Here is a 14,468-nt window from a genome sequence, read left to right on the forward strand (position 1 = left end):
TTAATTAATCATCATCTTGTAATAAATTCGGATTGTCTATGAACAAGTATAGTGACACTACCAAGCAGTTTTTACTTGCCACTAAACGATCAGAAATAGAAGCACTGCACCAACTTGCATCAAATTGCCAAGTTATAACGTTCGTTTGTGAGCTGATTCACCAATTGCAGCGTGAGCGGGGTATTTCTAATATCTTTTTAATCAGTAAGTCAACGCGATTTTGCGAACACAGGCGTAAACAAATAGAAGCAAGCATAAACACAGAAGAAATGCTTCGAAGTCAACTTAAAGCCAAATACTTACAAACCAGTGATAGTGCCAGTAACATGCGCTTATTCAACTTAATTGCACTAGCCTTACAAGATATAGATCATGTGCCAAGCTTAAGACGAAAAATAGAAAACCAACGTTTGACAGCTGCCCAATCAACCCGAGCATATTGTCGAGTCATTTCAGCCTTATTGGCTGTGGTCTTTGAAGCGTCTGATGTGGCTAGTGATCCTAAAATTACTCAGCAATTAGTCGCTTTATTTAATTTTATACAGGGCAAAGAGTTTGCTGGGCAAGAACGAGCATGGGGGGTAGTGGGGTTTTCTCAAAGTACATTTGATAAAAGGCTTTGTGAACGAATTAAACAACTAGAGATAAGCCAACAAAATAGTTTTAAAACTTTCTTTGAGTTCGCACTTGAGAGCGACAGCCAACAGTGGCAAAGCCTAGAAAGCGCTGATTCAGTTGAGCCATTGTCACAGATGCGAACCATGATCCAGCAATTAGCTAATGGCTCTCCAATAGCGGCTGAAATAAGCGAAGTCTGGTATGAATTAACTACGGCACGCATAGATAAAATGCATACAGTCGAAGAACAGTTAAGCGAAGGGCTGCTCAATCAAACTAAAAGCCGAGTGGCCAAGGTAGAAGATGATTTGCTCAACCATAGAAAACGAGTGAATACTGCTGCAAACAAACTTTCGGATATGGATTATTGGTTGTCTACCCAAGTAACACCAAATGAAGATGCAAAAAATACCCTTCAACAATCTTATATAAAGACAAACAATCAAACCGATCAGTTAACGGGTAACCGAGCGTTTTACGACCTGATTAAAGAGCAATCTGATCATATTAAACGGATGGAGCTGGAGCTAGATACAGCAAAGCAAGCATTTGTTGATCATAAAAAGATCGATCGAGCTAAATTACTCATCATGCAAGAAATGAATTTTGATGAAGCCGAAGCCCACAGAGTAATACAAAGGCGAGCTATGGACGAGCAAACTAGTTTAATGGCTATTTCTGAAACAATTATTAAAACCGCAGCTGCTTTGCATAAAAGTTTGAAGTCTCTTGAAAGTTAGGTAGACTGCCATAATAAGAATGAAAAAATAGCGGTTGGCTTTTGCTTGTTTCTCGCTATTTTAGCCAATAATTTTATTGCCGCTTAGCAAAACGTTAAATTTAAAAGGATTTTTGCATGAAGGGTTATTCAAGTAAAAAACTGAGCTTACTTTTTTTGATTATTCCATTGTATGTCATAGGCATAAATTTTGTGCCTCAAGTAACCGTTTTGAACAGCTCAAACATACGAATTGTAGATGCTAAAATCACAACCCCAAATTCTGATTTGAAATTTTGGTCACTAAATGATGGAGAAGATAAAGAGCTTCATTATTCAATCTTCCAAAAAGAGGGGAAGTATCGATATGACTTTAATTTAAATAATAATATTACCTTGAGCGGCGAGTGCGGTTTTGTGAAGAATTTTGAATTCGGTAAACGTGTTATATTTTTAGTTAGCGACGACAAAGTAATCTACTCTAGTGGTAAAAGTGTCGTATGCGAGACATTTGAAATATAGCAAGCGAAGTTTTAGACGTTATTGTTCTTATGGCATTTAAAAGCTTGCTGTTTTTGGTTGGCTTAGTCTTAAAGTCTACTTATCTTAATTTACTGCTTTTGAATGGTAAGTAGTGGCCAATATAATGTTAAATATCATTATTTTACCAAGTTATTAGTATTTATAGTTTAAATAGAACTCATTCTCGTTTATAAAGTGGGGCAATTTTAAAATATAGAAAATTGAACTAATGGCATCATCAAAATTACACCTCTCGTTTCGTAAGTATCATCGTTGGCTTGGCTTTTTTTTGGCGGGTATTATGGGCGTTTACGCTGTTAGCGGCATTCTTCTGATTTTCCGTCCTACTGACATTTTAAAATATGATCAAGTTCAAGTTAAGCAGTTAGAACCAGGCCTTAATAGTAAAGAGCTGCTTTTAGCACTCCGCACCAAGGGGAGCAAAGTAGTATCTGAGACAGATTCAATCATTACCCTTAACGTGGGGGAATACGAAAAATCCAGTGGCACGGCGACAGTGACCCGTAAAGAATATCCTATTGTACTGTCGAAAATGGTAAAGCTACATAAAGCGACTCACAATAGCCCTTTATTTTGGCTTAATATTAGTTTTGGCTTAGGGTTGTTGTTTTTTGTGATTTCTGCTTTTTTGATGTTTTTACCTAAGTTGCCCATCTATAAAAATGGCTTGAAAATAGCAGGGGTTGGGGCGCTAGTGACTGTAATAGTCGTGATTTTTGGTTCCTAATTTTGGCGCATAACGATCTGGGTATGGTTGTCACACTCAAAAGGCGGTGATATTGCAATCAACATGAGAGGCTAGCTTTGAAAATTACTTCACTAAAAAACTTACAAGAGTCTGATGTTTCCCATAACGCTAAGATTAAAAAGAAAGTGTTAGTGGCTAATGGTGATATACCTCATATCACCTATTTTTCTAAAGCTGTGTTCCCTCCGGGTGAATTGGCTAATGCCCATAGCCACAGTGATATGACTGAGGTGTTTTTTATAGAATCCGGCACGGGGACGATTACCGTTAATGGTGACGATATCCCCTTAGAGGCGGGCATGTGCATTACCATTGAGCCCCTTGATATACATGAATTAAACAATACTGGGGCAACAGATTTGGTGGTCTTGTACTTTGGGGTAGAGACCTAACACTTGGCTTTGCATTTTTTGAGGCATGCTCTTTAAAAGTGGCCCTTTTTACCTTTCATGAATAGCGAAGTGTTTATCCTTAGGCTAGCTATTTAGCAATTAGTTAACGTTAACTCTTTAGCTTGGCAGTTTTATTTTGTGTTTCAGCTCACAGTAATTGCAGTTGCTATTACATTCACTTTATTATGAGGATTCTTGTTCTAACTGTAATTTCTTAGGAACCTCCCTCGATGAGCTTTAGTTCTTTAGCTGTGTTTCATGGTACTACTCGTTTTTATCGTCACTGCCTTTTTCTAGGCTTTTTAGTTTCTGCTGGTTTAGTCAGCTTTATGGCCCAAGCCGAATACGATCTATGGCCAGGGGCACAGTATAGAACTGATATTCCCACACACCAGCAGGTTTTAGGGTATGAAGTAGGAGAGCGGATCACCAATCATGGTGACATGCTAAGATTTTTTGAGGCATTAGAGCGTGCAGCACCAGACAGAATACGCTTATTTGAATATGGCCGCTCATGGGAAGGCCGCAAACTAATTTATGCGGCCATAGGTCAGCCTGAATTAATTAAAGATTTAGAAGGTTTTTCTAGTGACATGCAAAACCTGTCTGATCCCAGGATTACCGATAAAACCCAAGCTAAACAATTACAAAACACTTTGCCTAGTTCTGTTTGGTTGCAATATGGTGTGCATGGCAACGAAATAAGCACAACTGATGCAGCTATGATGACGGCCTATCATTTACTCGCTGCGCCAAATGAGCCAACCAATAGAAAGATTTTAGATAACAATATTGTGTTTATTGACCCATTGCAAAATCCAGATGGAAGAACACGATTTACGCAGCGTTATTATGCAAGTGTAGGTATCAGCCATAGTCCAGACCGTTTGTCAGCTGAGCACAACGAACCTTGGCCAAGAGGCCGCACCAACCATTACTTGTTTGATATGAATCGAGATTGGTTAGCTCTAACCCAGCCTGAAACCCAAGGTAAGGTTAAAGCTCTTAATAAATATCGCCCATTAGTGGTAATTGACTTGCACGAAATGGGCGGTGACTCTAGTTATTTCTTTGCACCTTCGGCCCAACCATTTAACCCCCATATTCACCCTAAACAAATAGAAAATATCACTTTAGTGGGCCGTAATAATGGTAAGCACTTCGACAAGTTTGGTTTTGATTACTTTACCCGAGAAGTCTACGACGCGTTTTATCCGGGCTATGGAGATAGCTGGCCAACTTTTTATGGTGCGGCTGCATCAACCTACGAAGTAGGTTCTTCACGGGGTGAAGTTTTCTTAAAAGATAATGGTGAGGTATTAACCTTTAAAGACACAGTGCATAAGCACTTTGTTGCGTCTATTTCTACTGCTGAAGCGGTGGCAGACAATCGTGCTAAATTACTGAGAGATTTCTATCAGTTTCAGGTAGATGCTATTAAAAGTGGTAAGTCTGACAAAAAAGAACGTACTTTCATTTTGCCCACTGGTAAAGACCGCGCCACTACACACAAACTTGCTACCTTGATGGCGCAGCACGGCGTTGAAGTACAAAAGGCTACAGAACCCTTTAAAGCCTGTGGTGAGAATTACCAAGCTGGTACGTATATTATCGATACGGCTCAACCCAGAGGGCGCTTTGTTAAAACAACCTTCACCCAGCAAGTTGACATGTCGAAAGCTTTTATAAAAGAGCAAGAAAGACGCCGAGCTAGGTTGTTGCGAGACGAAATTTACGATGTTACTGCATGGTCGTTACCGCTAATGTTTAATGTAGATACAGACACCTGTGGTAAAGCTGTATCGGCGAAAACCATTCAGTTAAATGCTACTACTAAACTAGTAGGCAGTGTTACTAACCTAGATGCAAAGGTGGCCTACTTAGTACCGTGGGGTGATATGGCCTCTGTGCACTTTTTAACACAGGCATTACAGCAAGGTTTGATTGTTAAAAGTGCAGACAAAACCTTTGTTTTAGACAGTAAACAAGCATTTCCAGCTGGTAGTTTGATAGTTGAAACGCGCCGTAACGGTGAAGACTTAGCTACTAAAGTACAACAAATAGCGGCCGACACCGGCGCGGTAGTAACGGGCGTTGATAGCAGTTGGGTGATAAATGGACCAAGCTTTGGTAGTGGCGATGTAGTAGATATGCCTGCTCTTAATATTGCTATGGCTTGGGATGAGCCGGTTTCTTCGTTAAGTGCCGGTAACTCGCGATTTGTTATCGAGCAGCAGCTAAATTATCCAGTAACAGCTATTCGCACCGATAAACTAGGCTCGGGAAACTTAGCCCATTACCAAGTGTTAATTCTGCCATCTGGTCGATACGGTCAAGCCTTTTCAAAGGCTGCGTTAGATAATATCAAACAGTGGGTAAGTAATGGCGGTGTATTAATTACCTTTGGTGATGCCACTGCATTTGCTGCTTCTGCTAATGCTAGTTTGTTAGATGTGAAGCGTGAGCTTGCGGTGACGGATAAAGAAGAATCTAAAACTACCACATCTAATCAAGTTAAAGGGCAACTGCTAACAGACAAACAAGCTCTGTTAGACGCAAGTGTTGACGCTAAGCAACAGCCTGACTATGTGGCTGGGGTTTTAGCAAATATAGAAGTAGATCAGGAACATTGGCTTACGGCTGGGGTCAACCCTAATGTGGTCGCTATGGTGTCGGGTCGTAATATTTATACCCCAATCACCCTTACCTCTGGCAAAAATTTAGCATGGTTTGCTGGTGAAGATTCACTGTTGGCTAGTGGTTATTTATGGGAAGAAAATACCAAGCAGCTTGCCTATAAGCCTTTTTTGATTGTACAGCCTCAAGGTAATGGTATGGTGATTGGCTATACTCAAGAGCCAACCACTCGCGCGTATTTAGATGGCTTAAATATAATGTTAGCAAACAGTATTTTCAGGGCAGCAGCTCATGCTCAACCACTTAGGTAGCAATGGACTTGTTAGTCTTTTATTAATGAATTTATAGCAAAGCACTAAGGATAAATGAATGTTAAAACTTTTTGGTTCTACTACGTCACCCTTTGTACGTCGTTTACGTATTTGGTTAGCGAATACTGAACACGAGTTCGTAAATTTACAAGTATTTGCAGAAGAAGACAGAGAGCAATTGATTGCCAAAAACCCCACCATGAAAATCCCTATGTTAGAGGATACTTTTGATGGCAAGTCGCAGGTGATTTATGACTCTAGAGTGATTTACCGTTACCTAACAGATAAGTTTGCAGACCCTGCATTGAGCTGGGACCAAGAAAACCAACTAACCTTGATTGACTCGGCCAACGACTCTTTGGTGCAGATGTTTATTTTGTCTAATTCAGATATTCAACCAGATGAAGACAAGTTGTTCTTTAAACTTCAAAAAGAGCGAGTGAATGCAGTTTTAGTGCAGTTAAATACGTTAGCTGGTAGTGGTCAGTTTTCTAGTTGGAATTATCCTGCTGTGTGTTTATATTGCCTTATAGATTGGATAGAATTTAGAGAACTACATAATATGCAAGGGTTAACCAATTTGTTAGAGTTTCATGATGATAACTCTCAACGAATTGAAGTTACCGCAACAGACCCTCGCTAATCTTTATACTATAGGCAAAAGATGAACCAAGACCAAAAAACACAAGCCGAAGCTGCGGCTTTTAGGCATTTACTTAAGCATTTAGATGCAAACAAAGACGTGCAAAATATCGACCTGATGATTTTGGCTGATTTTTGCCGTAACTGTTTGGCTAAATGGTATATGGCCGCTGCTAATGAGCGAGGGGCAGACATGGATTACAACCAAGCCCGTGAAGAGGTATACGGTATGCCATTTAGTGAGTGGAAAGATAAATATCAATTGCCAGCATCAGCAGAGCAGTTAGCGGGATTTGAAGCTAGACAAGAAGCTAAAAAATTAGCGACTGAGCCATCAACATCAGGTTGTCAGTAACCTTGATATAAGCAGGTTTAATCATTCAGGTGACTAAACCTGCACACATAATATCCCGTTTTTAGAAACGGGATTTATTTTACTTCGGTAACAAAATTCTCTGTATCTCGTCTTATTTTTTTAAGTCAACAGGTGGAACTGCGAGTATTCGTACCATGAACGTACCCATGTGTGAAGTTGGCGCCGCTGCAAAGTTAATGTTAATTGCTGCCACGGCTAAAGTGTGGGGGGGCAGAAAACGAATGTAGGGCAGACAAGCATTTCGTTACTAATCAAAATAACCAACAGATCTTAGGTTATGGTGAGCTAGCAGGTCTTGCCGCCAATCAAGCTGTCTCAGAAAACGTAGTGCTTAAATCCAAAGCAGAGTATAAATACATTGGCAGAGACCTAGCCTGCCATAACCAAGATAAAATAGTGGTAGGCAAGCTTACTTATGGGATTGATACTAAATTACCCAGCTTAAAATATGCTGCTTTTACTCATTGTCGAGTGCTAGGAGGAAAACTAAAAAGTATAGATGAAACTGCTTTAATGAAGATAACAGGTATGTCTAATGTAATTGAAATTCCTCACTTTAATGTGCCTTTTGGCTCAATTGGTAGTTGCCGCAATTGCTGACAATACATAGACAGCGCAGCAAGCGTTAAAACTTCTTACAATCGAGTGCGACCTTGGGCCGAATAAGGTTTACTAGAATAAAACGCTGCAAAGCGTAACTTGTTAAGAATGTTGAAGCGCCAGCACACATAACAAATTAAAGGGGGTATAAAAAGCGCTTTCAATCATGCTAGCCAAATCCTAAAAGCAACGTTAATAAGTAAAAATTTTTTATCCTTATTTTCGTTTACTCAACAAGGTGTACTCTATTAAAATTGAGGTAAGGCGAAAATATAAATTATCATCTTGAAATATAAAGAAAATTTTATTATTTCTATTTTATAAAAATTTTATGGTGGACAAGACCTTAGATCTACTCTAATTTATCCCTCTGCATTTGTTTCGTAACAGACACAGGATTTGAAGTTTAACACGCTGTTTAAGTCCTAAATTTAATTCTATTAATAATGAAAATGTAGTCAATTTTTTAATACCAGCACAAGGATATGTGGCTAGTACTATGCGTAATACAAAGACTGTTCTATTACTTTTATTTTTGGTCGCTTGTCGTGATGAGAGCAGTTATCGAAACGCCCCCGCAATTCTGGTGTATTTTTCTGGTCCGCTAACATTTAATAATCAATATGTTGTTAACTCGTATATGGTTTCTAATGACAATCATTTAACTTATGTTCAGTTTGATTCTCTAGGTAAAATATCTGAGTTTAAGAAAAATAAAATTTCAACAGATTTTGACTTCCCCAGTTTGCAGTTACTGTGTACTGGGCGGGGTGAAAACGCTCAAATATCTTACGATTTTTATAAATATAATGCGACGTATGTAGCGTTAACTAAAAACGAAGTGATTTTACGTAAAGATTGTGAAAATGGTCAAAACCTTCAGGCTCTTTGGCTCACAAACAATGAACAAGTAAGTACCACTTTAGATTCGGGGAAAAATGCTAAAAAAGGAAAATATATAAGAGCAGTGCCCTATTTGGGTGAAGCCAAGAGTGATATTTATTTAAACAGTTTGCAAACCATTGAGGTGCAACAAACGTTAACTCGTTTCCCCTATAAATTTTTTCATATCTCAGATTTACCTAGCCTTGCAGAAATTAACAACATTAAAGGTGATGTTTTAATTGTTAGGTTAGAAAGCAACGCGTACGCATTTTATTGGTACGATTTTTAATTCATACACCATAACAAGGAGGAAATAGTATGAAATCTTGCATGAAAGACGGTGGCTTATTTTCAGGTAAAAACCGTGTTAAAACCTTAGCGGTGCTCATAGGTTGTTCTTTATTACCGAGTAATGTTTTAGCAGGAAATAGTTGGCTGTCAAAAAGTACGGTACTAGAAAATCAAAAGCAGCCTAAGTCTTACTATTCTACTAATTTGATAGATGCTAAGGCAATTGAAAATTCTGACCAAGTTTTGTTTGATATCACGGTGTCTTTGTATAACTCTCCTGCAGGAGATGATGATGCACTCACGACCAATGGTGATCCACAAGAAATTCATGAAGAAATTATCGGGCATTTTGCTGACGCTGTTTGTGAGCAAAGTAATGGCATTCATAAATTGCAGAAAGTTAGCCTATTTAAGAATAAAAAGCACCAAGCTAAAGCTGATATTATTTGGAACAATAGTGAGTGGCCTAGAGCCCATCTCGCTGGATTTGGTGCTAATGGTATGCACATATATTTCGGCGATATTTTTCCTGGTGGAAATGGCACCAGTGACAAGGACATGCTGGCAGATACCAAAGGAGCTGGGTACACATTAGGTCACGAGTGGGGGCACTATGTATATGGGTTATTTGATGAATATAGTGGCTCGGCAGACTCGACTGCTTCTGCAAGCACTCCGCAAAATACAGATGTTGAGACTGTTCCCTCAATCATGTCAAACCAATGGCTTGCATCTACAAGCGGAAACCAATGGTTAAACCACTCTACTAGTAATAATTTAGGGGATGCTGCCAGAACTGCGCAAGGTAGAGTATATGGTAAAAGTGGATGGGAAATTTTAGTTCAAGACCCTAAAGATGATCCTAAATCTGGACAAGCTACCGCTCAACCTGACAGAACAAGGTATTTAGCATTAGGTAATGGGAGCCCAACGGCTGCTGATAATTGGGTAAAAGAAGAATTAGCAGATGCAAACTTTGATTGTAGAAGTCAGCTAGATATTGTTTGGGTTGATGGTGATATTGACATGCAAATTGTTATAGATCGCTCTGGTAGTATGGGTGGAACGCCTATAGCAAATGCCACTCAAGCAGCAAAATTACTGGTTGATGCAACAGCTGAAGGTACAACAAGCTTAGGTGTAGTATCGTTTGCTAACTCTCCATCGCAAACAAGTGCTTTGCAAGTTATACCGTCTCCCGGCACAACAATTAAGGAAGGTATAAAACAAACCATCGATACAATATACTCGGGCGGGTCTACCGCCTTATTTGATGGAGCACAATTAGCGCTAGATAATTTAGTGACATATCAGTCTCAAGCTAATTCTGGTGCGCCCGGAGTTGTGTTTGTTTTAGCTGATGGTGATGATAATAGTTCATATTATTCACAAGCGAATGTTATTCAAAACTACCAGAGTGCGAATATCCCTATCTTTTCTTTTGGATATGGTGGCGCTTCACCAACTGGTCCATTATTGGAACTCGCGAATGGAACGGGTGGAAAATATTTCTCTTCACCTACTACATTATCAGAAATTACGGATGCATTTTTGCAGGCTAATGCTTTGGCGACTGATAGTCAAAACTTAGCTGATACATCTAGCAGTATTTTGGCTTCTTCATCGGCAGATTTTGATTTAGAAGTAGACTCGGGCATTGCTAACTTAAGTTTGTTCTTCAGCCATAATGGTAATGTAGATGATATTTCTTTCGGCATTTATGATGCTGCGGATGACTTATTAACAGTTGAGGTAGATTGTATTAGCTTGTCTGGCGGTGTGTCATGTTCTGCAAATATTGACGAAACGCAAATAACCACTTCTGATCCGGGGGCGTGGAGGGTAAATGTGGAAAATACGGCAGTATACGAGCTAGACGTTTCATTTAATGCATCTGGAGAACCTTCTGATAATGGAACCTTTAATGTTACCGTTGAAGGTGTTGATGGAAATTCAATTTCTTATCCTGAATTAATGATTTTAACTACTGCTATAACCAAAGATAGAAATGTAACTGGTGTGAACGTTAGCGCTTTAATTGTTGACCCGAACAGTGTGGAAACCCAGTTTCACATGACAGACGATGGAACAAATGGGGACGGAACTGCTAATGATGGTATTTATTCAGCCATTATAGGTTACCAAACTAATGGGTTGTATCAAGTATCAGTATTTGTAGATAATAGCAACTTAAATGCGAAATTTTCAGATGTAGGTTTGTTAACACCCACAGTGGATGGCTCTCAACCAACTGCACCTGTACTTCCTGCTATTCAAGAAAACTTTTACCGTGTATCTAAAGCCTCTTTGGTGGTAAGCAATGTACCATTTAGCGATGGCGATGATTCTATTTCTTATGCAAATCAATTTACGCCAGATAACACCGGATTTGATAGTCAAATTAACTCGGCAGGTGATATAGACTTTTTTGAAGCCGATGGTGTCGATACAACTCAGTCCATTTTTGTAAGGGTTACAAGGTTAAGCTTAGGTATGATGCCTAAACTAACTGTGCTTGCTTCTGATGGTGTAACACCAATCGTTAGTGGTGCTACGTTAGCAGATTCAATATCAGACACCGGATATTTATACAAAGAAATAGACGCTTCTTTGCTAACTTCAACTATTTACTTAACCATTGAACATGAAGACTCTGCAGCTGTTCAAGGTGGATATGAGATTAGTTTAGGTGCGCAATTAAATACAGATGTGCCACCTAACTCCCCACCACAGGTTGCTGCAGATTCAGAAACCTTGTTTGCAGGGTTTTCTGTAACCTTGGCTCCTTTGGCTAATGATATAGATAGCGATGGTGATATTATATCGATTGATAGCCTTGATAGTGCTGGAGCCTTAGGTGAACTCACATTAAACACGGATGGCACCGTTACATTTAATGCTGAAACTGCCTACGCAGGATTAGTTCCTGGTGAATCGTTAACTGAAGTGATGAGTTATATAGTATCTGATGGCAATGGGGGATTTTCAAAAGGAGAAATTTCTGTATTAGTTATTGCTAACAGCCATCCTGATGCAGTTGCAGACAATTTTGATGTGGCAGAAGATGCCATTGTGTCATTTACTCCGCTATTAAATGATAGTGACGTAGATGGGCACACAATAACATTCGTTAGTATCGAGTCTTCCCAGCTTGCTGGTGTGCTTACTGATAATGGTGATGGTAGCTATTTATATGATCCTAATGGTCAATTTAACCATTTGTCTGAAGGTGAATCATCTCAAGAGCTGTTAACTTATGTTATTGCTGATGAGCTGCTAGCGGAAACCACTGGTACGGTAACTATCTCTGTAAATGGTTTAAATCAGGCTCCTATTGCAATTGCCGATTCGGTTAGCGTAGCTGAAAATACAACAGTAGACTTCGATGTGATTGCGAATGACACTGATGCCGACTTAGATGTATTAACGGTCACTAGTATTGATTCGACTGCAACATCAGGAGAAGTAACGCTCAATGCAAATGGTACGGTGCACTACGATCCTAATGGTTTATTTGATAGCCTGGATTTTGGTAGTACAGGTACTGATACATTTACTTATATTGTGAGTGATGGGGAGCTTACCGAGGTAGCAACCGTTACAGTTACAATTACTGGGGTAGATGATCCTGCCAAATCAGGAGGTGGGGGTGGTTCAATATTTTGGCTTTTACCTTTATGTTTTATGGTCGCAGTACGAAAATTGAAAAATAGCTAAATTTTGTTGCTAACTAGTTAAGTTAACCGTAAATATGTTGTATTTACGGCTTTTACATTGATTAATGCCTGCTTAGTAAGCAGGCATTTTTTATGTGGTAGAAAATAACCTTAAGCTTTCTTTTCCCATGCAAATTGTGCAAATGCGTCATCAACAGGCGTTTCTGCTAGGTGATTTGTATAGTTACTCATTACCTTTTGAGCAAGGCCTAAAACAATATTAAGTAGGCTTTCTGAAGTGTAACCCGCTTCATAAAACACTTTAACTTCTTGTTCTGATAACACTCCACGGTTACGTACAACTAACAAAGTAGTGTCGTGTAGTACCTGCAGTTTTTCAGTTGGCATTGGTTCTTGATTACGAAGCGCTTCTGTCAGTTCAGGGTTAACTTTCATCATGTGAGCGATACCAGTATGGGCTGGCACACAATAATGGCAACCATGTTCAACATTAATGGCTTGCCACACAACGGTTAGTTCTTCGGCATTAAAAGGTGTTTCTGCGAATAAAGTATGGACTGTTTTGTAGCTTTCTAACAATTGTGGTGATTCTGCCATAGCGGCATGTAAGTTTGGCAACATGCCAAAATCTGTAACCGACTTTTCAAGCATTGGCTTACTTTTTTCTGGGGCAGATTCAATTGTATGTAGTTTGATGTCGTTCATGAGAAGAGTCCTATTTTAAAAACAATTTAATAATGAAAAGCGAGTCTTTGTTCGCCACTTAAGTTGAACATAATATATCTGTACTTGAACGATTGTTCAAGATAAAATTGAACGGTCGTTCAAATTATATTGAACCAAAGTGTTATATGTGAGAGTGGATGATGAGAAAAAACGCTAAGTTTGATCGTGCAGAAGTCGTTGATAATGCCACCCGGTTATATTGGGAAAAAGGCTTTAATGGCACTTCAATGCGTAACCTGCAAGATGTGATTGATATGCGTCCGGGTAGTATTTACGCTACTTTTGGCAGCAAAGAAGGGTTATTCAAAGAAGCATTAAATCGTTATACAGAAATGGGGATCGAGGAACTCAGACGGTGTCGTGTACACTCATCTTCACCCTTAGTTGCTCTAAACGTGTTCATGAGAAATGTGGTATTAGATTATGCTAACAAAGCACCTAATAGAATGTGTATGTTAGCAAAAACTATGGGTGAACTGACACAAGATACCCCTGAACTTCTCAAAGAAGCCAAGCGTTTGCTTGCAAAAGTTGAGGCTGAGTTTGTGACGCTATTACAAGAGGCTCAAGACTTAGGTGAATTAGATTCCACTAAAAATGTTGCCACGTTAGCCCGTCATATTCAGGTTCAAACAATGGGATTACGCACTTATGCCAAAGCGTGTGATAATCAAGAAGAGTTAGAAACAATGGTAGATGATGTTTTTAAACATCATCCTTTTTAGTCACTTAATTGGCAATTAGGATTCAGGTTTTTCGAATCCAAATGCCAATGGCAATAACTCAGCAAAATTCACTGTTTTTACTTCACCGTTTTGCTTAGCTAAATGAACAAGAGTATGTTCGTTGGCAAATTCTGCAATTTTTTGACGACAACCACCACAAGGTGGGCAGTAATCATTGTTTGGGCTAAGAATTAAAATTTCGCTGATGCTTTGGCTACCAGATACCACCATAGAAGATATGGCTCCTGCTTCAGCGCACTGCCCTAATGGGTAAGAGGCGTTTTCTACATTGCAACAAGCGTGATGTTGATTTTTGTCATCTATTATTGCTGCACCTACTTTAAAGTTTGAGTAAGGTGTATACGCGTTAGATTGCGCTTTGGTTGCAAGGTCAAATAATGCTTTTTGTTGTTTGTTTTCAGCTGACATTAAACTGATTTCTCATAATTGTCGGCCGCTAAGTGTGCGACATTTTTTAGGTTGGGATCAAGTCCCTTTACACTTTAATTATCATACGTAAGCGGAAACTTTACTTTTATCATTAAATAAGAGACTCTTAAATTATTCGTTTTGTTTACT

At 39.1% G+C, this 14,468-nt stretch carries 13 protein-coding genes; 11 read left to right on the plus strand and 2 right to left on the minus strand.

The annotated features are described in order from the left end of the window. Positions 1 to 38 precede the first annotated feature (38 nt). The 10 genes from ABJD71_RS02140 to ABJD71_RS02185 all read left to right on the plus strand — a co-directional run bounded on the left by ABJD71_RS02140 (position 39) and on the right by ABJD71_RS02185 (position 12,478). A complete protein-coding gene (locus ABJD71_RS02140; RefSeq protein WP_348163829.1) occupies positions 39 to 1,358 on the plus strand; it encodes a nitrate- and nitrite sensing domain-containing protein in 1,320 nt (439 codons plus the stop codon). Between the two features lie 116 nt (positions 1,359 to 1,474). Then, the gene (locus ABJD71_RS02145; RefSeq protein ID WP_348163832.1) at positions 1,475 to 1,858 is read left to right on the plus strand and encodes a hypothetical protein; all 384 of its coding nucleotides are present in this window, start codon (positions 1,475 to 1,477) and stop codon (positions 1,856 to 1,858) included. 229 nt (positions 1,859 to 2,087) lie between these two features. Continuing rightward, positions 2,088 to 2,606, plus strand: coding sequence for a hypothetical protein (locus ABJD71_RS02150; protein WP_348163835.1), 519 nt, complete (start codon positions 2,088 to 2,090; stop codon positions 2,604 to 2,606). Between the two features lie 77 nt (positions 2,607 to 2,683). Continuing rightward, positions 2,684 to 3,019: a cupin domain-containing protein gene (locus ABJD71_RS02155; protein ID WP_348163838.1), complete on the plus strand. Its 336-nt coding sequence runs from the start codon at positions 2,684 to 2,686 to the stop codon at positions 3,017 to 3,019. A gap of 230 nt (positions 3,020 to 3,249) precedes the next feature. Further along, positions 3,250 to 5,967, plus strand: a complete 2,718-nt coding sequence (locus ABJD71_RS02160; RefSeq protein WP_348163841.1) for a M14 metallopeptidase family protein — start codon at positions 3,250 to 3,252, stop codon at positions 5,965 to 5,967. Positions 5,968 to 6,025: 58 nt separating this feature from the next. Next, a complete protein-coding gene (locus tag ABJD71_RS02165; protein WP_348163844.1) occupies positions 6,026 to 6,610 on the plus strand; it encodes a glutathione S-transferase family protein in 585 nt (194 codons plus the stop codon). A 21-nt stretch (positions 6,611 to 6,631) separates the two neighbouring features. After that, entirely contained in the window at positions 6,632 to 6,964 is a 333-nt protein-coding gene (locus ABJD71_RS02170; RefSeq protein ID WP_348163847.1) for a DUF1244 domain-containing protein, read from the plus strand. A 204-nt stretch (positions 6,965 to 7,168) separates the two neighbouring features. Beyond that, entirely contained in the window at positions 7,169 to 7,585 is a 417-nt protein-coding gene (locus ABJD71_RS02175) for a hypothetical protein (RefSeq protein WP_348163850.1), read from the plus strand. A 499-nt stretch (positions 7,586 to 8,084) separates the two neighbouring features. Then, entirely contained in the window at positions 8,085 to 8,759 is a 675-nt protein-coding gene (locus ABJD71_RS02180) for a hypothetical protein (RefSeq protein ID WP_348163853.1), read from the plus strand. Between the two features lie 29 nt (positions 8,760 to 8,788). Continuing rightward, the gene (locus ABJD71_RS02185) at positions 8,789 to 12,478 is read left to right on the plus strand and encodes an Ig-like domain-containing protein (RefSeq protein WP_348163856.1); all 3,690 of its coding nucleotides are present in this window, start codon (positions 8,789 to 8,791) and stop codon (positions 12,476 to 12,478) included. A gap of 110 nt (positions 12,479 to 12,588) precedes the next feature. On the opposite strand, the gene ABJD71_RS02190 is transcribed toward ABJD71_RS02185, so the two are convergent. Then, on the minus strand, positions 12,589 to 13,143 hold the full coding sequence (locus ABJD71_RS02190; protein WP_348163859.1) for a carboxymuconolactone decarboxylase family protein: 555 nt from the start codon (positions 13,141 to 13,143) through the stop codon (positions 12,589 to 12,591). A gap of 158 nt (positions 13,144 to 13,301) precedes the next feature. On the opposite strand from ABJD71_RS02190, the gene ABJD71_RS02195 reads away from it, so the two are divergent. Further along, positions 13,302 to 13,889, plus strand: coding sequence for a TetR/AcrR family transcriptional regulator (locus ABJD71_RS02195; protein ID WP_348163862.1), 588 nt, complete (start codon positions 13,302 to 13,304; stop codon positions 13,887 to 13,889). A gap of 15 nt (positions 13,890 to 13,904) precedes the next feature. Here ABJD71_RS02195 and ABJD71_RS02200 read toward each other — a convergent pair whose 3' ends face one another. After that, entirely contained in the window at positions 13,905 to 14,318 is a 414-nt protein-coding gene (locus ABJD71_RS02200; protein WP_348163865.1) for a cytidine deaminase, read from the minus strand. Positions 14,319 to 14,468: the final 150 nt, after the last annotated feature.

The sequence above is a fragment of the Paraglaciecola sp. genome (assembly GCF_039943935.1).
In the GTDB taxonomy this organism is placed as follows: Bacteria; Pseudomonadota; Gammaproteobacteria; order Enterobacterales; family Alteromonadaceae; genus Paraglaciecola.

Coding starts and splice junctions, on each gene's coding strand:
- ABJD71_RS02190 (WP_348163859.1), bottom strand. CDS start 13,143: ATGAACGACATCAAACTACATACAATTGAATCTGCCCCAGAAAAAAGT.
- ABJD71_RS02170 (WP_348163847.1), top strand. CDS start 6,632: ATGAACCAAGACCAAAAAACACAAGCCGAAGCTGCGGCTTTTAGGCAT.
- ABJD71_RS02200 (WP_348163865.1), bottom strand. CDS start 14,318: ATGTCAGCTGAAAACAAACAACAAAAAGCATTATTTGACCTTGCAACC.
- ABJD71_RS02180 (WP_348163853.1), top strand. CDS start 8,085: ATGCGTAATACAAAGACTGTTCTATTACTTTTATTTTTGGTCGCTTGT.
- ABJD71_RS02185 (WP_348163856.1), top strand. CDS start 8,789: ATGAAATCTTGCATGAAAGACGGTGGCTTATTTTCAGGTAAAAACCGT.
- ABJD71_RS02195 (WP_348163862.1), top strand. CDS start 13,302: ATGATGAGAAAAAACGCTAAGTTTGATCGTGCAGAAGTCGTTGATAAT.
- ABJD71_RS02150 (WP_348163835.1), top strand. CDS start 2,088: ATGGCATCATCAAAATTACACCTCTCGTTTCGTAAGTATCATCGTTGG.
- ABJD71_RS02145 (WP_348163832.1), top strand. CDS start 1,475: ATGAAGGGTTATTCAAGTAAAAAACTGAGCTTACTTTTTTTGATTATT.
- ABJD71_RS02140 (WP_348163829.1), top strand. CDS start 39: ATGAACAAGTATAGTGACACTACCAAGCAGTTTTTACTTGCCACTAAA.
- ABJD71_RS02160 (WP_348163841.1), top strand. CDS start 3,250: ATGAGCTTTAGTTCTTTAGCTGTGTTTCATGGTACTACTCGTTTTTAT.
- ABJD71_RS02165 (WP_348163844.1), top strand. CDS start 6,026: ATGTTAAAACTTTTTGGTTCTACTACGTCACCCTTTGTACGTCGTTTA.